Source organism: Saezia sanguinis, from assembly GCF_963921665.1.
Lineage (GTDB): Bacteria > Pseudomonadota > Gammaproteobacteria > Burkholderiales > Burkholderiaceae_C > Saezia > Saezia sanguinis.
The window spans coordinates 42,951-65,224 of sequence record NZ_CAWUGC010000017.1; the positions used below are offsets into that span (position 1 = coordinate 42,951).

Consider the following 22,274-nt stretch of genomic DNA (forward strand, 5'->3'; position numbering starts at 1 on the left):
ATTCGACAGGAATTTTAATCTCTATAAAACCACTTTATCAGACACTGTAAATGATAACCCGGGCTGGGAAGCCACCCAATCGGCAAACTGGTTTAAAAATTCAATCTGCTCAATTGACTGTACCCAGCCCCGATCCACGCTGCGAACCACCTTCAGCGCATCTTTGCCAGTCAGCATGCCTTGTGCCTGCCATATCATATAACAACCCAAAACCGTTCCTGTCCTGCCCTGTCCACCCTTGCAGTGCACAGCTATTTTTTCATTTTCAGTCAGTTTTTTCTCAATAAAACGACACAATTTTTCTGCCTGCTCAATCGTCGGCGCAGCCATATCGGGCATGGAAACCGCGCTGCAGGAAATTCCGTACGGCGCAGCCAGCTTGGCATCAAAAGGAACTTCGGTCAAAGAAATCAGCCAGGTAATCCCAGCATCCTTCAATGCCTGCAAATCGTCATTCACATCTCTGAGCAGGCCCGGCAGCGGCGTTCCGGCCAGCATGTCCTTGAGCATCCAGTTAAACCCTTTCGGGCCCACCTGTTCCGTCTTGGCCTTGGCCTCATCGCTCTTGGCCCATGCAACAGGGTCAAATGCTTCTGTCATGGCCCCGCTGCTGAAATCAGGGGCGGCTCCACGATCTGCCTGGTGTAAAGCCGAAACATTGGAGGTGAAGAGCTCCGGCGCTGCATCGCTGTCATGATCGTGTTCACTTTCTTCATATGCCATTTCAGGGCACGAGCCGGTGCGCAGAAAACTGGCCCCAACCTCTGTTGACGGTGCCGTAAAAAATGCTTTGGCATCCCCTGCCTCCTGCACACACCCGCTGGCCATTAACGCCACCCGGTCTGCCACATCTTTGGCCTGAGCAATTGAATGTGTTACCAAAACAACCGCCATTCTCTGCCCTAACTGCCGAACCAGATCCAGCACCGGACGCGCCTCCTCTTCCGTCATTTCTGCGGTAGGCTCATCAATCAGCAACATATCGTAGCCAGCCAGCACTTTGGACAAAATCGCCACGATAGACTTTTGAGCTGCCGGCAAATCAAACAGGTTTGTCTTAAGCTTTTCCAGCAGGCCTTGCTGACCATAATCCTGCAAAAACGCTGCCAGCCTGCTTTGCTGCTCCTGCCACGTCAACTGTTCGCGCAACGGCCATTCACTCATCAGGTTTTCCTGCACCGATGCCAACGCCAGTTTGGGACGCTGCCCGACCAGGCCGATTTTGACCGGCTGGTTCTGGGGCTCTGTCACAATGGCACCTTCAACCACCCAGGCTGGTAACTTGCCGCCGGCATCGCTCCATTCGGTCAAAGTACGCATCAAGCTCGACTTTCCGGTGCCTGATGGACCTAAAATCGCGGTCACCCCTTGCTGGGGAATATCCAGGTTGATAGAACGCAGAATCTTTTTCTGTTCAAATTTAACAGTCAGGTTTTGAATATGTAACATTGCTTGATTATGATTTTACGAGTCTGAATTTAATAAAAATGTACGCATCGTGAGAGTTGCCAATGGTAATCCAAATCGTGGTGGTTCATTATGACATTAAACAGGCTATTCCCACTACCGCTTTAATACACAGTGAAAGCATTTTTAAATAATTTTTGGCAAAATTCCTTTTTAATTCACCAAGACAATTATTTCATCACCTGCGCTTTACATAATTTCCTCTATTTAGCCCCTTCTTTTATATATCAACCTGATTCAATCCATTATGAGCACTGACCCTACACTGACCGTTTTCATTGGTGGCGGTAATATGGCTACCGCCATCTTAGGCGGCCTGATTCAACAAGGCACCCCGCGGGAAAGCATCTGTGTCATTGAGCCCAATGCACAGCAACGCGAACACCTGAAACAAGCATACGGCATCCAGACACAAGAGCAGGCCTGCGACATACTGGCACAGGCCAAAATCCTGGTCTGGGCCATCAAACCCCAGATTTTTCATGAGGCCGTTCAGCCCATCAAGCCCTTTTTGCCTGCCTCATCTCCCTTGCATATCAGTGTTGCAGCCGGCATTAAAGCGCAAAGCATTGCTTCCTGGCTGGGAACTGAACGCATCGTGCGCGTTATGCCCAACACGCCGGCACTGGTCAGGCAAGGTATTACCGGCATGTATGCCATGAATGCGGTTTCACAGGTCGACCGTCAGGCGGCAGATACCCTGCTCCAGAGTGTGGGGCAAACCGTATGGGTAGAACAGGAAAGCCAACTGGATGGCGTGGTTGCAGTATCCGGCAGCGGCCCGGCTTATGCGTTTTACCTGATCGAAGCCATGCAACAGGCCGGGCAGGATCTGGGTTTGAGCGGTGAGCAAAGCCGCCAACTGGCAGTTGCCACCGTCGCGGGCGCGGCAGCACTGGCAGCACAGTCTGAAGACCCGGTCTCCACCTTACGTGAGCGCGTCACGTCCAAAGGTGGTACCACTTATGCCGCGCTTTCTCATATGGAACTGCACCACATCAAGCAGCACCTGGTTGAAGCCATGCACAAAGCGGCCGAACGCAGCCAGCAACTTTCCGACGAATTCGGGAAGTAATGCCTAATGCCGCGCTTCGCCAAACGGGCTGGTCAGGATACTGATTCGGCCTTGGCTGGCAAATCAGCCGTGCCCGGCCTGCGCCCCAGCGTATGGCAAATGGCATACGTCAGCTCGGCACGGTTCAGCGTATAAAAGTGGAAATCCCGGATGCCCTCGCGCCGTAACACACGCACCTGATCCATGGCAATCGAAGCGCCAATCAGCAGCCGTGTCATTGCGTCATTTTCCAGCCCCTCAAAACGCTGGGCCAGCCATGAAGGCACCGTCACATTGGTCAGGCCGGCAAAACGCTTGAGCGTTTCCAGGTTCGTCACCGGCAAAATCCCCGGCACAATTTCAACATCAATGCCGGCCCCGACACAACGGTCGCGGAATCTCAGATAATTCTCAACATCGAAAAAGAACTGTGTAATCGCACGGCTGGCACCGGCCTCTACCTTGCGCTTGAGCGCAATCAGATCCGACTGCGCGCTGCGTGCTTCAGGATGCATTTCAGGATAAGCTGCCACCGAGACTTCAAAGTCGGCCACCTCTTTGAGCATGCGCACCAAGTCATTGGCGTAAAAATTCGTATATTGCCGCCCAGGCTGCTTATCGCCACGCAACGCCACAATATGGCGGATACCACTGTTCCAATAGTCCCGGGCAATGTTTTTAATCTCTTCTTCAGAAGCGTCAATACACGTCAGATGCGGTGCAGCGGTAATGCCTGTGCGCTCTTTGATCTGTTTGATCACATTGTGCGTGCGCTGACGCGACTGCTCATTATGCCCGTACGTCACCGACATGAAACGCGGCCCTAACGCAGCCAGCTTGGTAATCGTGGACCACAGGTTTTCTTCCGCCTCAGCCGTAGCTGGCGGAAAAAATTCAAACGATACCTGCGTACCATTTTTCAACTCGCTTACGCTCTGGTTAAGCAACTCCAGTTGCTGTGCATGTGACAAAGCCATAATGCGCCCCTCAGCGGCTATGTGAAAAGCCCGCACTCACAACCCGAACTGCAGGCCAATGCGAATGCTCTTTCTCTTTATATCATTTTGAATCAGATTCATCTGCCAGCCTGCAGCCTGTCAAAGCGACAGGCTGGCATTTCAAGTCCTGCACTCCTGCAATCAGGCCTTGAATTTTGCACGCAGGTGATGCGCTGCTTCCACCATATTCTTCAGCGCCGGGCGTACTTCCTCCCAGCGGCGCGTCTTCAGCCCGCAGTCAGGATTCACCCAGACCTGCTTGGCCGGAATATAGTTGACAGCACGCTCAATCAACTGCTCCATGTCCTGTACCGAAGGCACTCGCGGGCTGTGAATGTCGTAAACACCCGGGCCAATGTCATTCGGATACTTGAACTTGCGGAACACTTCCAGCAGTTCATTGTCGCTGCGTGATGTTTCAATCGTGATCACATCGGCATCCAGCGCAGCAATCGGTTCAATGATCTCGTTGAATTCCGAATAGCACATGTGGGTGTGAATCTGCGTTTCATCGGCCACCGCGCTGTTGGACAGACGGAATGACTCCACCGCCCACTTCAGATAGGCAGGCTGATCTTCCTTCTTCAATGGCAGCAGTTCACGGAAAGCCGGCTCATCAATCTGAATCACCTTGATACCTGCCTTTTCCAGATCCAGCACTTCATCGCTCAGAGCCAGTGCAATCTGCTGGCAGATCTGACTTGGCGCCAGGTCGTCACGCGGGAATGACCACCCCAGAATCGTGATCGGGCCGGTCAACATGCCTTTCATCGGCTTTTTCGTCAGGCTCTGTGCATAGCTGGTCCATTCCACGGTCATTGCTTTGGGGCGGTATACATCACCGAAAATGATCGGCGGCTTCACGCAGCGTGAACCGTAGCTTTGCACCCAGCCAAAACGGGTAAATGCAAAGCCCTCCAGCAACTCGCCGAAATACTCCACCATGTCGTTGCGCTCCGGCTCGCCATGCACCAGCACGTCCAGCCCCAGAGCCTCCTGCTCGTCCACCACCAGCTTGATTTCAGCCTGAATCGCCTTGGTGTAATCAGCATCAGAAAGCTTGCTGGCACGCCAGTCGCGACGCAAAGCACGGATTTCCGGCGTTTGCGGGAACGAACCAATGGTGGTCGTCGCAAACATCGGCAGCTTCAACTGTGCCTGCTGCTTTTGAATGCGTTCACTGAACGGGCTCTTGCGTTTGTAATCAGCTTCCGTCACAGCAGCTATGCGCTTGGCCACGGCGTCGTGGTGAATACGCTTGGAAGTCTGGCGGGATTTCACCACGGCATCAGACTCATCCAGTTCAGCCTTAACCGCATCCACGCCCTGATTCAGCGCTTTGGCAATTACGGCCACTTCGCCCACTTTCTGCACTGCGAATGCCAGCCAGGATTTCACTTCACCATCCAGGCTTTCCTCTGAGGTCAGATCCACCGGGCTGTGCAGCAAAGAGCAACTGGGGGCCACCCACAGCTTATCGCCACGTGCCTTGGCAATCGGCTGCAATGTTTCCACTGCCTGGCGCAGGTTGGTGCGCCAGATGTTGCGGCCATTGACAATACCCACTGACAACACCTTGTCCTGCGGCCACAGTTTCTGCACATCATCAAGCTGGACTCGTCCGGCCACAGCATCTATATGCAGCCCGTCCACCGGCAGTTTCACAGCGGTATCCAGGTTTTTACCCAGCGTACCAAAATAGGTAGCCAGCAGAATTTTCACCGGTGCTTTGCTCAGCTCGGCATAAGCCTGCTGCAAAGCCTGTTGCCATGCAGCCGTCAAATCGGTCACCAGAATCGGCTCATCCAACTGCACCCATTCAATACCTTCGTCTGCCAAAGCCTTCAGCCATTGGGCATACGCCTGCAACAGTGCCGGCAGATGCGCCAGGCGTGCTTCGCTGTTTTCGCCTGCATCGCGCTGTTTGGCCAATGCCAGGAACGTCACCGGCCCGACCAGTACCGGCTTCACATTCACACCGGCAGCTTTTGCAGCACGGATCTGTGCCAGCTGGTCTGCAATATTCAATGTAAACTTCTGATCCTTTTTCAGCTCGGGCACCAGATAATGGTAATTGGTATTGAACCATTTGGTCATTTCCTGTGCGGCCACATCCTTGCCACCCGGAGCACGGCCACGCGCCATGCGGAAATAGGTAGTAACCGCCGGCTCATCAGCCACATAACGCTCAGGAATCACCCCCAGACGGGTAGACATGTCCAGCATATGGTCGTAATAACAGAACTCACCTGCGGGCACGAAGTCCAGCCCTTTTTGCACGCCCCAGTTGTACTGGCGGATTTTCTGTGCGGTGTCTTCCAGTGTTTTCAGTTCTGCCTTACCTGCCCAGTAATCTTCCAGCGCGAATTTCAGCTCGCGCATACGACCAACACGGGGGAAGCCTAGCGAATGTGTCTTTGCCATTTATTTACCTTTCGTTTTCAAATCTGCTCACGCCGGGCGCTGAGATCTTTGCAACACCCGGAATGCTTTATCCTGACTCGCCCAGCAATTGCCAGATGCAATACAGCCCCTGGCCAGTGGCGGAACTTCAAATGATAAGGCATTTTGAACAGAAAAAACCTGTCAAAAAAGCGCTTTATTTTCACCAATGCATGAATGAAATTCATGCATGACAAAAATTCCTATAGAATCATACAGTTACATGATTTGACACAGGTATAGATTATTTTGCAATATCGATATACCTGCCTGGCATGCTGTGTGCAAAACACCCTTCGGCACTTTGCACAAGCAGCAGCACAACATCCGCCTGTCTGACAGGCTATCGCAGCAAAGTTTTGCGCCCGGTTAAACCCCAGGTGAAATGATGCCGCCAATGAGCAAGCCGGCAAAAATTGAAAAGCCGAGCCATTGATTGTTGTTAAAGGCTTTCAGGCAGCCCTCGCGGGTCCGGTCTTTAATCAGGGTGTAATACCAGATCGCCTGCGCACCGGCCGCGGCCATTCCAAGCCAATAGAACCAGTGCACATGCAAACGGATACCCACATAAGACCAGATGGACAAAAACAGGCCATAACACAGCATGACAATCAAAACGTCGCAGCGCCCAAATGTGATGGCAGAGGTTTTGATACCGATCTTCAGATCATCATCACGGTCGACCATGGCATATTCGGTATCGTAGGCAATCACCCAAAAGAAATTGCCAAACAGCAAAAGCCATGCATAGCCCATTCCCGGCCCGGTCACCACTGCATGCCATGGCCCGCCTAACACTGCGGTAAACGCCATTGGAATGCCAAAGCTGAAAGCCACCCCGAGCACCGCCTGAGGAACCGAAATGAAACGTTTGGCAAAAGGATAAAACAGCGTGATCAATGCACCAAACACCGAAGCGGCAATGGTTGCCAGATTGGTTGTGAGCACCAGTGCAAATGCAATCAGCGTCAGTACTGCGCCGCATGTCAACGCTTGCCGGGGCGTGAGCTCCCCGGTCGTCACCGGTCGGTCATGCGTCCTTTTGACATGCAGATCAAACTCCCGGTCGGCCGTATCATTGACACAGCAGCCGGCAAAATGCATCAGTGCCGATCCCAAAGCAAACACAATCACCAGGTGCCAGCCAGGAAAACCGCGGGCAGCAAGCCATAATGCCGACATCGTTGGCCATAACAGCAACCCGGTTGCCGGGCTGTTCCAACGCATCAATCTGAAATAAGCATGCCACTTCACTGACTGTTCCCCCCACAATTCAACACATGAACTGTAATTCAATCTGCAAATGCGCTGGGCGCGGCAAAAGATTTAAAACAGAAATGATCAGATTTGTCGCTATGCGGATTCTCAAAAAATGCCGGCCTGATTCCGCCAGCCACTGACTTAATAAGGAAGCAGACTGCCTGCCAGCACACCGGCAAAAATGGAAAAACCAATCCAGTGATTTTTGGTAAACGCCTTGAAACACCCCTCGCGGGTACGGTTCTCAATCAGCGTGTAATGCCAGATCGCCTGCGCAAATGCCACCAGCAGCCCCAGCCAGTAAGGCCAGCGTGCGCCCAGCCTGAATCCGACCTGCGACCAGATAAACAGAAACGCAACATAGCACAGCATGATGATGAAGGTATCGTATTTGCCGAAAGTAATGGCCGACGTCTTGATCATGCCCAGCTTCAAATCGTCATCGCGATCCACCATGGCATACTCGGTATCATAGGCAATCACCCAGAACAGATTGCCCAGCAGCAGCAGCCAGGCATAGCCCATATGGGTGCCTGTGATCACACCATGCCAGGTCCAGTTGGTGCCCAGCACTGCGGTAAACGCCATCGGTATGCCAAAGCTGAATGCAATCCCCAGCACGGCCTGCGGAATGGAGAAAAAACGTTTGGTATACGGATAAATCAGCGTAACAAACAGCCCTAGAAGCGAGGCCACAATGGTTGCCAGATTGGTTGTGAGCACCAGGGCAAATGACAGCAATGCCAATATGGCCCCGCACATCAGCGCCTGCTTGACACTGAGCTCTCCGGAGGTAACCGGCCGGTGGATCGTCCGCTTCACATAGAGATCAAACTTGCGGTCTGCCACATCATTGATGCAGCAGCCGGCAAAGCGCATCAGAATCGTACCCAGCGTAAATACAATAATCAAATGCCAGCCTGGAAAACCGCCGGCCGCCAACCACAATGCCGATAATGTCGGCCACAACAGCAACAACCAGCCCGCGGGACGGTCCCAACGGACCAAATTCATATAAGCACGCACATTCACGCCAATGTCTCCTGTTTCATGAAATGATCAAAAAGGAAAACCCGCGTCTATCCTTCTTTATTTTGAAATACCAGTCCGGAATGTTCACGCATGGAATGAAACTGTATCTTCGGCCAGTTTTCCTCAATGGCCCGTAACTCAGGAAAATACTCCACCAGCAGGGTTGGTGCATCCACCGCATCGTAAGCCACACGGTGTCCATTGGCTCCGATAAAGCGCTGCAACTCCTTCGGATCGTCACACGTGACCCAGCGCGCCAGCGTAAATTTGCACGGCATGATACGTGCCTTGACGCCGTATTCATGCTCCAGCCGGTGTGCCACCACTTCAAACTGCAACTGGCCCACTGCCCCTAACAACAGCAAACTGCCGGCTACCGGACGGAATACCTGAATGGCGCCCTCTTCGCCTAGCTGGGTCAGCCCGGCCCGCAACTGCTTGGTCTTGAGCGGGTCGGCCACCTCCACGGTACGGAACATTTCCGGCGCAAAAAACGGCAGGCCGGTAAATTGCAGTTGCTCACCTTCGGTCAGCGTATCGCCCAGTTGCAACACCCCATGGTTGGGAATACCAATGATATCGCCAGCATACGCCTCATCCAGCAATTCTCTGCGTTGGCTCAGAAAAGACACCACCGTGTTGGGACGCAACTCCTTGCCCGAGCGCACCACCTTTAACCGCATGCCACGGGTAAAGTGCCCTGAGGCCACCCGCACAAATGCAATCCGGTCACGATGCGCCGGGTCCATGTTCGCCTGGATTTTAAACACCACCCCGGTGAACTTGTTCTCCTGCGGGTCCACCACACGCTGAATGGCCGGCCTGGCCTCCGGCGGTGGCGCCAGGTCAACCAGTGCATCCAGCACTTCACGCACACCAAAATTATTGATGGCCGAGCCAAAAAACATCGGCGTCTGTTTACCCGCCAGAAATTCAGCTTCATCAAACGGAACAGCAGCCTCTTGCAACAATTCAATTTCCTGCGCAGCCTGCTCATATTCCGCGCCAAAGCGCTGCGCCAGCGCCGGGTTATCCAGCCCGCTGATGATCTCGTCGTCATCATGATGCCGGTCTTCACCCGGCGTGAATACACGCATCTGCTGCTCGCGTAAATCCATCACGCCATGAAAGCGCTTGCCCATGCCTACCGGCCATGTGAACGGGGTTACCGTCATGCCCAGTTCACGCTCGATTTCATCAAGCACATCCAAAGGCTCCTGCACCTCACGGTCCATCTTGTTCACAAACGTCAGGATCGGTGTGTTACGGGCCCGGCATACCTGCAGCAACCGGCGGGTTTGTGGCTCAACACCATTGGCCGCGTCAATCACCATCAGCGCAGCGTCCACTGCTGTCAGCACACGGTAAGTATCTTCGGAAAAGTCCTGGTGCCCCGGTGTATCCAGCAGATTGATCACGCAATCGCGGTACTCCATCTGCATCACAGATGATGCCACCGAAATACCACGCTGCTTTTCAATTTCCATCCAGTCCGAAGTGGCATGGCGACTGGCTTTGCGCGCCTTGACCGAGCCGGCAATCTGGATCGCGCCAGAAAACAGCAGCAGCTTTTCTGTGAGCGTTGTTTTCCCCGCATCGGGGTGAGAAATAATGGCAAACGTACGCCGACGCTTGACTTCAGCAGGTATGGAGGACATGAAATTTATTCTATAGAAATACCAAACACCGGCATGCAGCACGCTTTATCAAAGCGCATGGCTGACACATTACTTGGGTCCAGGTTTCTGCGCCGGTCATCGGTTCTGCACAGACCGGCAAACATGCCATCCTCATCAGAACCAGGGGATATTCTAATGAACTCGGCTCCTTTTAGCAGTAACCCGGGCGGTCTCCGCAGTAAAACCTTGGTTTTCCACAAACCCTCTTGTTGGTACATCCTAAAAAGCGTATTGAACCGTACACCTGAACCATTCCCTTTCGGAATCGCTATACTACAGTCAGTTGCAGGTACAAGCCCCGTTACAAGCACATCTTGCCACAACCGGCCCTTTATGACTGAAACAGCCCTTATCACCATCGTTGGCGAAACAGCCAAAGTTCTCAGCCTGCTGTTTGCTGTAGGTGTGTTCGCCTGGAATTTCATACGCGCCAGGGAAAACGAAGAATTCGAAATTCACGACACCCTTTCCAACGCCTACACCGATTTTCTTAAACAGGTGATCGGCAACTCGGATCTCTACCTGCTGTCTGAAAAAGTTCATCCAGAACTCAATGATGAGCAGCTCATGCGCCGCAATGCCCTGTTTGAGATACTGATCTCTATCTTTGAGCGGGCCTATCTGCTGCTGTGCAGAAAGCGCATGTCACAGCGGCGCCGGCAGCTCTGGTACTCGTGGGAAGACTTTATCCGCCAATGGTGCCGCCGGAGTGACTTCAGCGCTGCATTGCCACGCCTTCTGGAAGGCGAAGACCCCGACTTTGCCCGCTATATCGGACAGATTGCCCAAACGGAACAAACCCAGAGCGATACTGGACCACAAGCAGAACACAACGAACCCTCTGCCGCCTAGCTTTTGCCACCAGAGGGGTTAAGAGCCGACTTGGCCTTTACCATGGCTCCGGTTTGTTTCCATACCCATCACACGTGCAAAAATCAATGCCGCCTCTGCGGCACAGTCCCCTGCCAGCATGGCCTGCACCATATCTTCGGGTGACAACAAGGCAAATTCCGCCACCTCGCCATCCTGATTCACCGGCAACACATCATCGGCCAACTGTGCGGTATACCAATGGCACTGTTCAATCATATACCCGCCAATACGTTCATCAATCGGGCACTGCACCACAAACATTTCGCCTTTGCGAACATTCTTCACCTGCGGCCAGCGTACCCCGGCCTCTTCCCAGGTTTCGCGCTCCAGCGCCACATCCAAAGGCTCATGCGCAGCAACCAGCCCGCCAGCCAGCGTATCCAGCTTGCCCGGGTCGGTCGCCTTATCCAGCGCCCGGCGCTGCAGCCAGATGCGGCCATCCGCCAGCCGGCCAAACAGATGTACCGCCACGCTTGTCATCCCCAGCGTACGGATCACGGCACGCTCAACTGTTGCATGGGTCTGGCCACTGCCATCCAGCACGGCCAGTTGTTCGTCACGCCATTTGGCCGCCAGGCCCTTTTCCCGCAGCCATAATGCAACATCCTGCAAAACCATGGTTGCTGAATCAGGTGCCAAAACAAGCTGCCCGGCCTCTTGCCGGAAAAAATGCTGCTGCAACAAGCGCTGTGCAATGCCTTCCTCCACAGAACCCACATGCGCCCCCCCGATGTAAAGCGGCATACGTGGCTTTAATGGCGGCTGCTGGCAACTGCGCTGCAAGCCGTATAACCATTGTGCAAATTCTTCAGACTGAGCAGGTGAAGCAGAAAACTCCATTGTCATAGCGTTAATCAACATTTTTTACAGCAACTCTCACATTTTTCTTTATTTTCTAAACCTGCATGGAACAACTATGCACCAAACATGAATTTAGCATGCACCTCTGAAATGAAAACATCCCATCTCTTATACTCCAACCATTCGGCGTCTGCGCAAGCGGACCGTTCGAACCCCATTTTGCCTTACTTTCCGTCTCACAAACATGGCCCTTTATTTGATTGGTGATCTGCAAGGATGTTATCAGCCTTTTCAGCAGCTTTTAAAGCTGATCGACTTCAGCCCCTCACGCGATCACCTGATTTTGCTGGGGGATATTGTCAACCGTGGCCCGCAGTCGCTCGAAACGCTTGAGGCGGTTGTACAGCTTGGCAATGCGGTCACCTCACTGATCGGCAATCACGATACGCATCTGATGGGGGTTGCCTATGGCGTGCGCAAAGTCAGGCGCCATGACACATTGACGCCTCTTCTGAAATCCCCCTATCTGTGGTATTACATCGACTGGTTACGCCATCAGCACATGGCTTTGTATCAGCACGGCTGGCTGATGGTACACGCCGGTGTTGTGCCCCAATGGGATCTGCCGCAGACACTTGCCTATGCACACGAAGTGGAGGCTGTTCTCCGCTCTTCAGATATCAAAGCCTTTATGCAGGAACTGTTCGGCAATGAGCCTGATCGCTGGTCAGATACGCTCACCGGCATAGACCGCCTGCGCTTTATTGTCAATGCATTGACCCGCATCCGCTTTTGCAAAGCCGATGGCACGCTTAACTTTACAATCAAAGGCCAGGCCACATCGCCCGTGCCCGACCTGATGCCCTGGTTTGAAGTGCCGGGGAGAAAAACCGAAAACACCCCTATCGCGTTCGGACACTGGTCTGTACTGGGACTGATCAACCGCCCCAACCTGCTGGCACTCGATACCGGCTGCCTGTGGGGCGGTCAGTTAAGCGCCGCCCGAATTGACACGGCTGGTACCGCCCCTGCAGTAACAGACACAGACACATGCGCGCCGGTCACCATTTCTCAGGTGATGTGCTCGCAATCTGTGGACCCGTTTTCAGTGAAGTAGCCTTTGCAGCGCCTGACACCCCGGATCGGCACTGAACATATCGCCATTGACGGCATGGGCTAGGCACCTGAGCCCTCCCTTACACAGGTTTTTATAGACACAGGGGTTACATGACTGCGGTCCCTCAAAATCCCTCAGGTCCTGCATCAAAGGCATGTCATAAAGCGTTTTCAGCGGTGTATGCAACACATTGCCTATGCTGACCGGAAGTCGCCGGCACGGATACAGCGTACCATCGGGCATGATCGTCACCAGTTCCCCACCTGCCTTGCAGTGGTAAGGACTATTTCCCTGCGCCTGAAACTGCAGCGCACGGTGTAAGGCTACCTCTGTCACGTTGTGTCTTGGCCTGGACGCTTCACCCCATGCCTGCCGCATATGCATCAGATACTGCGAGGTCTGTTCGGCATTCAAGGCCTTGAGCCCATTGTCACCACCAGAAGGAATCATCCGGTCCGACCAGATACGGCTGACTTTGTACTTTCTGGCCAATCGCACCACATCGGCAAACTCATGAAAATTGCCCTGGTGCGCCGTAAAAGACCAGACAACACGAACATCAGCCTGACGCAAAATCTGACTCGCTTGAATCACTTGTTCAAAATGCCCCTGCCCGCGAATCAAATCATGCGTGGCAGGCTTGCCATCCACACTGAGCTGGACATACGCCACCGGAAGGCGTGAAAAAAACTGCGCCAGCCCGATATCAATCAGGCTGCCGTTACTTAAAATGCCCAATGCGGGTTTGCTCGGGTGAGCAGACAAAAAGCACAGCAATTCTCTGAATGCAGGATGTACACAGGGTTCGCCGCCTGTAATGGTAAAACTCAGAGGAATTCTGGCTCCACTTTCCTCCCATTCCTCATGAAGCGCAAACACCTGTGCTGCAATGGCCTGCAGTGTTTTCAGATCCTGCCCTGCATGCGTATAACTGTCCTGATAGCAATGGTGACAACGCAGATTGCAGCGGTCCGTGATGTGCCACTGCACGGTCAACCTTTGAGGGCGATACCTCATGTCCGCATCAGAAACATCTGCATGTGCGTCAGCCACAGCCACCACATCCACCGCCGCAACCGCTGCCGCATCCACTCCCACCGCCACTGCATCCGACACCGCCGCCACACCCCCCAGTTGAGCCTGCACGTGCATTCGCTGCAGACAATGTGCCTATTGCATAAGGAAACAACATCTCTTTGGGAAACAGCGGTGAATACTCACGCACCTGGGCAATATCTATGGCAGCAAGGCCAAACAGCGCAAACATCAGCAGCAGGGTATTTTCATCCTTATGCTGCACCACCTTCTCAAGTGCCTGTTTATCTTTTCTGAGTACCCCCAGTGTACGCATCAGGTGATTGATCAGGCTGATGCCTTTATTGGTCAGTAACGCCCTCTGCTGGTGCAGAAAACCACCTTTCTTACTCAGTACCATTTTGTAATAAATGATGCCACTCATCAACATCATGATGCATAGAAAAATAACGTTGTCATGCCCGGTTGTCAGCGCTGCAACCAGTTTGTAAAAACCCATGCCTAAAATAGCGGCAAAACCAAACCAGGCAAAAAAACGTATCAGGTACATATTGCCGGCGGAAACTATCAAACTGTCATTTTGTAGCAGCCGCAGATTATGAAAAAACGCCGGCTGTACATGCTCGCGCGCAGTGGTCATCGCCGAAGGCGTGCGAAAGTGTTTGAGCAACTTTCTTTCCAACTCCGAAAGTGCCTGTTTATGCTGTTCACTCTTATTGAAGTTTTTAACCAGCTCCTGCGGCTGATCTGATACAGGCATCAGGAAACCCAGATGCAGCAGCCTGAAAACAATCACACTTAACAGGCTGTCAATTCCCCGCAAAGTCGCCACTTCATACGGGTTGACATTCCCTGAAAGCAAAACCGGTTGAAAATAAACCTGTGAAAGTTTTTTAACGGCAAACCATGTCAGCACAGAAATGGCTATTATCCAGAAAAGATAAAAAACCAAAAAGTGGGGGCCATACATATTTGCAATGAAGTTATCAAAAAAAACTCCCATGTGCATCCTTTACCTGATGATTCATGTTCGCATGCGCAGTATATAGCCATACACTCCAATGGCAGCCAATCTGCCAGAAAAAGACACTGGTTTTGTAATTACCCCCCAGGGAAAAGTTATGCTTCAATCCTTTATCCGGCACAAACCAATGCACCGGGCAAAACACTTGCCGCCTTTTCCGTACAACTCATTGATTGCACATAAAAAACATGCCGCATATAAATGCGGCATGTTGTCAGGAAATGAAATCAGCAGTTAAACAGTCAAAGCAACGCTATTTATTGCTTTCGTTACCGCCCAACAGCGCAGCAACCTGTTTGCGTTTGGGCTTGATATACCTTGATAAAAAGTTTTTCTGCGAAGACAGTGCCGGCAGGCTCACGTCCCATGCCGCCTGCTCAGTAGCGTTTTCTGGCTCCTGGTACGGCTGGTCAAACAGCGGGTCGCTGCTGCGTTTGCCTTGTGGCAGGGCATAGCCCACCTCACTGGCATCGGCAGATGGCTCCCGCTCCAACCGCTCCTTGTAACCACGGTTACGCTGTGAGCTTCTGCGTTCACCCTCATCGGAGGCGCGTTCCCGCGTGCGGTGAGGTCTGGCATGTTCGTCCGCCAGCTCAATGCGCTCCAGCGTAAACGTTTTTTTCACCAGACGCTCAATTTCCGCCAGCAGTTTACGCTGTCCGGGCTCGACAAAAGATACTGCCATCCCTTTGGCCCCGGCACGGCCGGTGCGGCCAATGCGGTGCACATAATCTTCCGCGTGGAACGGCAGATCATAATTGAACACCGCAGGCAAATCGCTCACGTCCAGTCCGCGCGCCGCCACGTCTGTGGCTACCAACAGCGTTACCTCTCCTTGCTTAAACGCTTCCAGCGCTTTCAAGCGTTCGTCCTGCGACTTATCACCATGCAGCGCGGCTGTTTTAAATCCATCACGCTCCAAAGCGCGTGCCAGCCGCGAAGTTCCGATTTTGCTGTTGCTAAAAACAATCGCCTGCGTGATGTTTTCATCACGCAGCAGCTTGACCAATGCCCGTCGCTTATCGCTGTCGGCCACTTCGATCACACGCTGCTCAATATTGGTTGCCGTCGCATTGGGGCGCGCCACTTCCACCAGTTGCGGATCATGCAGGTAGCTTTGCGCCAGCCTTTTGATTTCCGGAGAAAACGTGGCGGAAAACAGCAATGTCTGCCGCTGCTTGGGCAGATAGCTCAAAATGCGCTGCAAATCCGGCAGAAACCCGATGTCCAGCATGCGGTCGGCCTCATCCAGCACCACATATTCCACCTGGTTCAGCACACAGTTGCGCGCTTCAATATGGTCCAGCAGGCGCCCGGGGGTGGCAATCAGCACTTCCACCCCGCCTTTGAGCTCGGCGGCCTGCGGCTTCATATCCATACCGCCAAACACACAGGCAATTTTCAGCTTGGTATGCTTGGCATAGGCGCGAACCGATTCTGCTACCTGATCGGCCAGTTCACGCGTTGGCAACAACACCACTGCCCGCACCGGATGGCGCGCAGGCGACATGCTGCTGTTCTCATGCTTGAGCATTTTTTGCAACAGCGGCAGGGAAAACGCGGCGGTTTTTCCTGTTCCGGTCTGTGCAGCCCCCATCACATCATGATTGTCCAGCACCATCGGTATGGCTTTGGCCTGGATCGGGGTCATACTGGTATAGCCCATCTCCTTGATGGCTTTTTGCAAAGAGTCTGCCAATGCCAGACTGAAAAAAGAGGTTTCCAAATGTGATCCTTTTAAAAATTCGCTCAATAACTTTTCATCGTACTGCGTTTTGAGCCCCGCTGTCAGTGAAATGTTCCACAAATGTGGCCAAATTCGACAAAATAAGACGTATTTCCCTCAAAATCTGGCCTATCTGTTGTACATCCAGCCATTCCCCTGCCCAGAAACGGGCAAGATCAAATGCACCTGTATTGCCTGTATTTCAAACCCACTTGCACCTGAAACGGGTGAAATCCGTAAAATCAGTAGTTTGTATTTGATTTTTTGTACCAAAGGCATTTCATGACAAACGAAACACCCGCGTCTCCCGCTACGGATGTAGCTGCACCAGAAGAAAACCAACTGATTGCAGAGCGGCGTGAAAAACTCAAACGTCTGCGCCAGATTCAGGCAGATGGCGGCGCCCCTGCTTTTCCAAACCATTTTAAACCAACTCACCATGCCGCGCAGTTGCACGAAACTTATGACCATATTGAACACGATGCGCTGAACGAACAGGCTATCCCGTGCAAGGTAGCCGGCCGCATGATGCTCAAACGCGTTATGGGCAAAGCGAGCTTTGCCACCATTCAGGATGGTTCATTCGGCCCCACCGGCGGGCGTATTCAACTTTACATCACCCGCGACGGTATTGGTGAAGAGGCTTATGCCGAATTCAAACAGTGGGACCTGGGTGATATCATCGGCGCTGAGGGCGTGGTGTTTAAAACCAAAACCGGCGAACTGTCGGTCAAGGTCAACCAATTGCACATGATCACCAAAAGCCTGCGCCCGCTGCCGGACAAGTTTCACGGCATTGCAGACCAGGAGATCAAATACCGCCAGCGTTATGTTGACCTGATTACCGACGAGCAGGCCCGCAAGCGGTTTGTGCTCCGCTCCAAAGCCATTGCCAGCATTCGCCAGTTCATGCTGAACCATGACTTTCTGGAAGTGGAAACCCCCATGCTGCACCCGATTCCCGGTGGTGCCAATGCCAAACCGTTTGTCACACACCACAATGCGCTCGATCAGGACATGTACCTGCGCATTGCGCCGGAGCTCTACCTCAAGCGTTTACTGGTCGGCGGGTTTGAGCGGGTGTTTGAGATCAACCGCAACTTCCGCAATGAAGGCATCAGCGTACGCCACAACCCTGAATTCACCATGATGGAGTATTACGCGGCGTACTGGAATTATCAGGATCAGATGAACTTTACCGAAGAACTGATGCGCCATGTCGCCATTGAAACCACCGGTTCTGCCGTGCTGACCTATCAGGGGAAAACGGTTGACCTCAGCCAGCCCTTTGCACGCCTGACCATCCGCGATGCCATCCTGCAATACAACGAAGGCGTTACACCGGACAACGTCGACAGCGTGGAATGGCTGCAACAGCAGCTTGCCAGGCGCAAGATTGAAACCAAGGCTACCGAAAGCTTGGCATCGCTGCAGGTGAAATACTTTGAAGAAACCGTGGAAGAAAAGCTGTGGAACCCCACGTTCATCATGGAGCACCCTACAGAAATATCACCACTGGCACGCGCCTCGGACAGCAACCCGCTGATCACCGAGCGGTTCGAGCTGTATGTAACCGGGCGTGAATTCGGCAATGCTTTCTCTGAGTTGAACGATGCCGAAGACCAGTCAGCCCGCTTTAAAGCCCAGGTAGACGCCAAAGACTCCGGCGATGACGAGGCCATGTATTACGATGCCGACTTTATCCGCTCGCTGGAATATGGCATGCCCTACGCCAGTGGCTGCGGTATCGGCATTGACCGCCTGATGATGTTGCTGACCGATTCACCCAGCATTCGCGATGTGATTCTGTTCCCGGCGTTGCGTAAGGTTGAAGAACAATAAACGCCAGCCAGCATCCCTTCAAAAAGCCGCGTGAGTTATTCAAAACGCGGCTTTTTTATTATGATCAGCTCCTGAAAATAAAATACACCGCACCCAGCATGCACAGCCCGGCCCAAAGATAATCGAGCTTTAACGGCTGGTTCATGAAGTACACGCTGAAAGGAACAAACACCAGCAGCGTGATCACCTCCTGCATGATCTTCAATTGCCCCAGCGAAAGCGCCGTATAGCCAATGCGGTTGGCCGGCACCTGGATCAGGTACTCGCCTAATGCAATCATCCAGCTGATCAGTGCTGCATAAATCCAGGGTTTGCTGTTGAGGTTCTTCAAATGCCCGTACCAGGCAAACGTCATGAACACATTAGACACCACCAACATGGAAGCTGTGATCAACCACACAGGCATGATGCTCTCCTGCAAAAAATTTTTTGATTAAATGGTATCCAGCGCCTGGTAAACAATACCGGGCGTCAGCACCTCCGGCAGCAACTGCGGCGCCTGTCCCGGCACCAGCAGCACATAAACCGGCAGGCCGCTGCGCCCCAAGCGCTGCAACTCGGCTGCAATGGCGGGATCGGGACGAGTCCAGTCCGCCTGCAACAAAACCACGCCTTTATCGGCAAACGCCTTCAACACATCGGGCTGGGTTAACGTTGTGCGCTTATTGACCTGACAGGTCATGCACCATGCTGCTGTGAAGTCAATGAACACCGGCTGGCCTTGTGCCTGCAATTGCTGCACCCGTTCAGCCGACCAGGGCTGCCAGCCGCTACTGACTGCTGCCGGCGCAGCGACAGACGCCGCACGCCAGGAGGGAGCTGTCCAGAAAGTCACCCCTGCCAGCAGCAATACACTCAATATCACCGCAATTCTGCGCCAGCTACGGCCCTGCGTTTGTGCACGGTGTTGCTGGCTCCAGCCCCACACCCACATCAGCAAAGCCAGCGCCAGCAGAATAGCCAGCAGCCCGACAGCGCCATCCACACTGGTTTGCAGGCCAATCACCCACACCAACCACAGCACTGTGGCCAGCATCGGAAATGCCATGAACCTGCGGAAGGTTTCCATCCACGCGCCCGGCTTGGGCAGCCACTGCGCCAGCACAGGTATACAGGCCAGCAGCATCAGCGGCAGAGCCAGACCGATGCCCAAGGCCAGAAAAATGCTCAGCGCCTGCCATGCCGGCAGCACCAGGGCAACCCCCAGCGCTGCCCCCATGAATGGCGCGGTACAAGGGGTGGCAATCAGCACCGACACAATGCCGGAAAAGAACGCATCCACCGAAGGCGTCTTGCCTCTGATGTCGCTGATGCGGCCCGGCAATACCGTTAATACCTGAAAAACACCCAGCAGGTTCAGGCCGATTAGCGTAAACAGCACGGCCAGCAACGCCACAAACACCGGTGACTGCAACTGAAACCCCCAGCCCAGCCCCGAACCGGTCGCGCGCAATGCCAGCATGACACCAGCCAGAATTAACATGGTAATCACAACACCCAGCCCATAAGCCAGCCCGGTAGCAATGTGCATGCCGCGTGTATGCCCGCCCGATTGGGCAAACGTCAGCGCTTTGATGGAGAGCACCGGAAACACACATGGCATCAGGTTCAGCAACAACCCGCCGGCAAAAGCCAACAGCAATGCGCCCAGCCATGACGATGTACCCATGGCTGCACCGGAAGCCTGGGCCTGAGCCGCCGCACGGTCTGCATCAATACCGGCCTGCAACGCAGGCGGAATACCGCTGGGTTGCCATTCGGCCGGCCACTGACCTTGCACCTGCGCTTCAATCCACAGGGCAGGTGTCTTTGACGAGACGGTCGTTTCCTGATCAGCCACTGCGACTGTCAGCACCGCACGCATGCTGTCCGGGCTTTCCAGCCTTTGCTCAAGCAGGGGATAAACAGCCGTCCACACAGCCCCTTCCCAATGGCTGCTGAGCGGGCCGGAATTGGCCATTACCCCACCTTGCTGCGGAAACAGCAACAGATCGCGCCCCTGCATGGATTCAGGCAGCCCCTGAATACGCCATTGCAATGTACCTGCTCCAGGTTCCATGCTGACGTGGGCCTGCGCGGTAACCGCATCATCCGTTTGCGGGATGTTTTCCCAGGTCGACTCGAAAATACCAATCTCAGAGATAGTGGACTGTTGCGCCGGAACGGTCAGACGAAAATCCCCGCTCTCCGGGATGCACTCGACACGGCATGCCAGCCACTCTGCGTGCAGGCTGATATCCAGTTGTGAACCCTGAAATTCAGGCCCTATCGCCAGTTGCACCGGCAGCAATACGGTACCGTCATAGCCATAGTTCACCAGCCCCTCCTGAATGGGAAGCTGCTTGGGCGCTGGCCACTGCACATCACCAGCAGTCACGCCGGCTGGTAATTGCCACGTCAGGCTGGTTGGCAGCCCCGTATCACCCGGATTATCCCAGTAGGTATGCCATTGCGGCTGGTGTGCCATTTTCAGCCCCAGCCACACGGTAGCCCCCGGCTCTATCCCCTGCGGGGCATACACCAGCAACTCGGCCCGCACATGGTCTGTCTGTACAACAGACTGGTTTCGTGGCGCAGCATCCCACGGCAGCGCAGCCTGTGCACCCGCATACAGTGCCAGCCACAGCCCGCCTAAGATCAGTAGGCGCATACACCTGCGCCAGATTACAGTCATCACCACAGAACCTGCCTAATCCATTGATATTCAGTGAAGTTTACTTTATCGCCGATACACACCTATAAGGGATCAACCACCACGCAACGAAGGTTTCCACAGAATATCAGCGTTGACTTTTCTGATATCGGTATGCCCGCAAAATGCCATCGTCACATCCAGCTCTTTCGCGATAATTTCCAGTGCCCTGGTCACCCCGGCTTCACCCATCGCCCCCAGGCCATACACATAAGCCCGGCTGATCATGGTGCCTTTGGCACCCAAAGCCAATGCCTTGAGCACCTGTTGTCCGGTGGTCATGCCGCCATCCACCCAGACATCTATTTTATCGCCAACCGCCTGCACAATTTCAGGCAGTACCGAGATGGTGGAAGGCGCACTATCCAACTGGCGGCCACCGTGGTTGGAGATCACCATGGCCTGCGCCCCGCTTTGTGCCGCTAAAAGCGCATCTTCCGCATCCATAATGCCTTTGAGGATCAGCTTGCCGCCCCACTGATCGCGCACCCAGGCCACATCGTCCCAGGTCAGTGTCGGGTCAAACTGCTCGGCGGACCAGCTGGACAGCGACGTCATATCCGACACCCCCTGCACATGCCCCACAATATTGCCCATATAGCGGCGTTTGGTGCCCAGCATCTTCCAGCACCAGTGCGGCTTGGTCGCCAGGTTGATCCAGTTGCGCAGCGTCGGCTTGGGGGGTGCTGAAAGGCCGTTTTTAATATCCTTATGGCGCTGCCCATGCAATTGCAGGTCCAGCGTCAGCACCAGCGCCGAGCATCCGGCATCTCTGGCACGCCGGATCAGGCTTTTCATGAACTCGCGGTCTTTCATCATATACAACTGAAACCAGAACGGCCTGCTGGTATGCTCGGCCACGTCTTCAATAGAGCAAATGCTCATCGTCGACAACGTAAACGGCACACCAAACTTTTCGGCCGCGCGGGCCACCAGAATTTCACCGTCGGCATGCTGCATACCCACCAGCCCGGTAGGCGCCAGCGCCACCGGCATCGCAACATCCTCACCAATGAGCTGCGTGCGCAGGCTGCGGTCGGCCATATTCACCGCGACACGCTGGCGAAACTTGATCGGCTGAAAATCCTCTGCATTCGCACGGTAAGTGCTTTCTGTATACGAACCGGTATCCACATACTCGTAAAACATACGTGGCACCCGTTTGTGGGCTAAAACGCGCAAATCCTCAATACACGTCACAGGAGTACCCATGCTTGTGCCTATCCTTTCTC

Annotated in this window: 18 protein-coding genes; 5 read left to right on the plus strand and 13 right to left on the minus strand. The window is 53.8% G+C overall.

Translation table 11 applies throughout. The features are described from left to right. Nucleotides 1-21: 21 nt before the first annotated feature. Nucleotides 22-1,449: an ATP-binding cassette domain-containing protein gene (locus AACY98_RS11930; RefSeq protein ID WP_339805290.1), complete on the minus strand. Its 1,428-nt coding sequence runs from the start codon at nucleotides 1,447-1,449 to the stop codon at nucleotides 22-24. Nucleotides 1,450-1,714: 265 nt separating this feature from the next. Here AACY98_RS11930 and proC point away from each other — a divergent pair, with 265 nt between their 5' ends. Further along, the gene (proC, locus tag AACY98_RS11935; RefSeq protein ID WP_339805292.1) at nucleotides 1,715-2,542 is read left to right on the plus strand and encodes a pyrroline-5-carboxylate reductase; all 828 of its coding nucleotides are present in this window, start codon (nucleotides 1,715-1,717) and stop codon (nucleotides 2,540-2,542) included. Nucleotides 2,543-2,574: 32 nt separating this feature from the next. On the opposite strand, the gene metF is transcribed toward proC, so the two are convergent. From metF to AACY98_RS11960, 5 genes are all read right to left on the minus strand, one after another. Further along, nucleotides 2,575-3,498, minus strand: coding sequence for a methylenetetrahydrofolate reductase (gene metF, locus AACY98_RS11940; RefSeq protein WP_339805294.1), 924 nt, complete (start codon nucleotides 3,496-3,498; stop codon nucleotides 2,575-2,577). Nucleotides 3,499-3,660: 162 nt separating this feature from the next. After that, nucleotides 3,661-5,943: a 5-methyltetrahydropteroyltriglutamate--homocysteine S-methyltransferase gene (gene metE / locus AACY98_RS11945; protein ID WP_339805296.1), complete on the minus strand. Its 2,283-nt coding sequence runs from the start codon at nucleotides 5,941-5,943 to the stop codon at nucleotides 3,661-3,663. A gap of 387 nt (nucleotides 5,944-6,330) precedes the next feature. After that, nucleotides 6,331-7,188, minus strand: a complete 858-nt coding sequence (locus tag AACY98_RS11950; RefSeq protein WP_339805298.1) for a 4-hydroxybenzoate octaprenyltransferase — start codon at nucleotides 7,186-7,188, stop codon at nucleotides 6,331-6,333. Between the two features lie 174 nt (nucleotides 7,189-7,362). Next, nucleotides 7,363-8,235, minus strand: a complete 873-nt coding sequence (gene ubiA, locus AACY98_RS11955; protein ID WP_339805300.1) for a 4-hydroxybenzoate octaprenyltransferase — start codon at nucleotides 8,233-8,235, stop codon at nucleotides 7,363-7,365. Nucleotides 8,236-8,300: 65 nt separating this feature from the next. After that, complete coding sequence (locus tag AACY98_RS11960; protein ID WP_126979251.1) at nucleotides 8,301-9,911, minus strand: peptide chain release factor 3; 1,611 nt, start codon at nucleotides 9,909-9,911, stop codon at nucleotides 8,301-8,303. Nucleotides 9,912-10,265: 354 nt separating this feature from the next. Between AACY98_RS11960 and AACY98_RS11965 the strand changes: the two genes are divergently transcribed. Beyond that, nucleotides 10,266-10,784, plus strand: a complete 519-nt coding sequence (locus tag AACY98_RS11965) for a hypothetical protein (RefSeq protein ID WP_339805303.1) — start codon at nucleotides 10,266-10,268, stop codon at nucleotides 10,782-10,784. 18 nt (nucleotides 10,785-10,802) lie between these two features. Here AACY98_RS11965 and AACY98_RS11970 read toward each other — a convergent pair whose 3' ends face one another. Further along, a complete protein-coding gene (locus AACY98_RS11970) occupies nucleotides 10,803-11,651 on the minus strand; it encodes a DUF4743 domain-containing protein (protein ID WP_339805305.1) in 849 nt (282 codons plus the stop codon). A 199-nt stretch (nucleotides 11,652-11,850) separates the two neighbouring features. Here AACY98_RS11970 and AACY98_RS11975 point away from each other — a divergent pair, with 199 nt between their 5' ends. Next, nucleotides 11,851-12,723 carry a symmetrical bis(5'-nucleosyl)-tetraphosphatase gene (locus tag AACY98_RS11975; RefSeq protein ID WP_339805307.1) on the plus strand — a complete coding sequence of 291 codons (873 nt, stop codon included), beginning with the start codon at nucleotides 11,851-11,853 and terminating at the stop codon, nucleotides 12,721-12,723. Here AACY98_RS11975 and AACY98_RS11980 read toward each other — a convergent pair. Continuing rightward, nucleotides 12,712-13,869 (minus strand): radical SAM/SPASM domain-containing protein, encoded by a 1,158-nt coding sequence (locus AACY98_RS11980; protein WP_339805309.1) that lies wholly within the window; start codon nucleotides 13,867-13,869, stop codon nucleotides 12,712-12,714. The two genes, AACY98_RS11975 and AACY98_RS11980, sit on opposite strands and share 12 nt — an antisense overlap. Continuing rightward, nucleotides 13,769-14,761 carry a TIGR04222 domain-containing membrane protein gene (locus tag AACY98_RS11985; RefSeq protein WP_339805311.1) on the minus strand — a complete coding sequence of 331 codons (993 nt, stop codon included), beginning with the start codon at nucleotides 14,759-14,761 and terminating at the stop codon, nucleotides 13,769-13,771. The genes AACY98_RS11980 and AACY98_RS11985 overlap by 101 nt, the downstream gene beginning before the upstream one ends. Nucleotides 14,762-14,819: 58 nt before the next feature. On the opposite strand from AACY98_RS11985, the gene AACY98_RS11990 reads away from it, so the two are divergent. After that, nucleotides 14,820-15,020 carry a hypothetical protein gene (locus AACY98_RS11990; RefSeq protein ID WP_339805313.1) on the plus strand — a complete coding sequence of 67 codons (201 nt, stop codon included), beginning with the start codon at nucleotides 14,820-14,822 and terminating at the stop codon, nucleotides 15,018-15,020. Between the two features lie 15 nt (nucleotides 15,021-15,035). On the opposite strand, the gene AACY98_RS11995 is transcribed toward AACY98_RS11990, so the two are convergent. Continuing rightward, nucleotides 15,036-16,448, minus strand: coding sequence for a DEAD/DEAH box helicase (locus tag AACY98_RS11995; RefSeq protein ID WP_339805544.1), 1,413 nt, complete (start codon nucleotides 16,446-16,448; stop codon nucleotides 15,036-15,038). Nucleotides 16,449-16,790: 342 nt separating this feature from the next. On the opposite strand from AACY98_RS11995, the gene lysS reads away from it, so the two are divergent. Next, nucleotides 16,791-18,350 (plus strand): lysine--tRNA ligase, encoded by a 1,560-nt coding sequence (lysS, locus tag AACY98_RS12000; RefSeq protein ID WP_339805315.1) that lies wholly within the window; start codon nucleotides 16,791-16,793, stop codon nucleotides 18,348-18,350. Nucleotides 18,351-18,414: 64 nt separating this feature from the next. Here lysS and AACY98_RS12005 read toward each other — a convergent pair whose 3' ends face one another. The 3 genes from AACY98_RS12005 to AACY98_RS12015 form a co-directional block, all read right to left on the minus strand. After that, on the minus strand, nucleotides 18,415-18,756 hold the full coding sequence (locus AACY98_RS12005) for a DMT family protein (RefSeq protein WP_126979237.1): 342 nt from the start codon (nucleotides 18,754-18,756) through the stop codon (nucleotides 18,415-18,417). A gap of 27 nt (nucleotides 18,757-18,783) precedes the next feature. Then, entirely contained in the window at nucleotides 18,784-21,000 is a 2,217-nt protein-coding gene (locus AACY98_RS12010) for a protein-disulfide reductase DsbD family protein (protein ID WP_339805319.1), read from the minus strand. 96 nt (nucleotides 21,001-21,096) lie between these two features. Next, a complete protein-coding gene (locus AACY98_RS12015; RefSeq protein WP_339805321.1) occupies nucleotides 21,097-22,254 on the minus strand; it encodes an alpha-hydroxy acid oxidase in 1,158 nt (385 codons plus the stop codon). Between the last annotated feature and the right edge of the window lie 20 nt (nucleotides 22,255-22,274).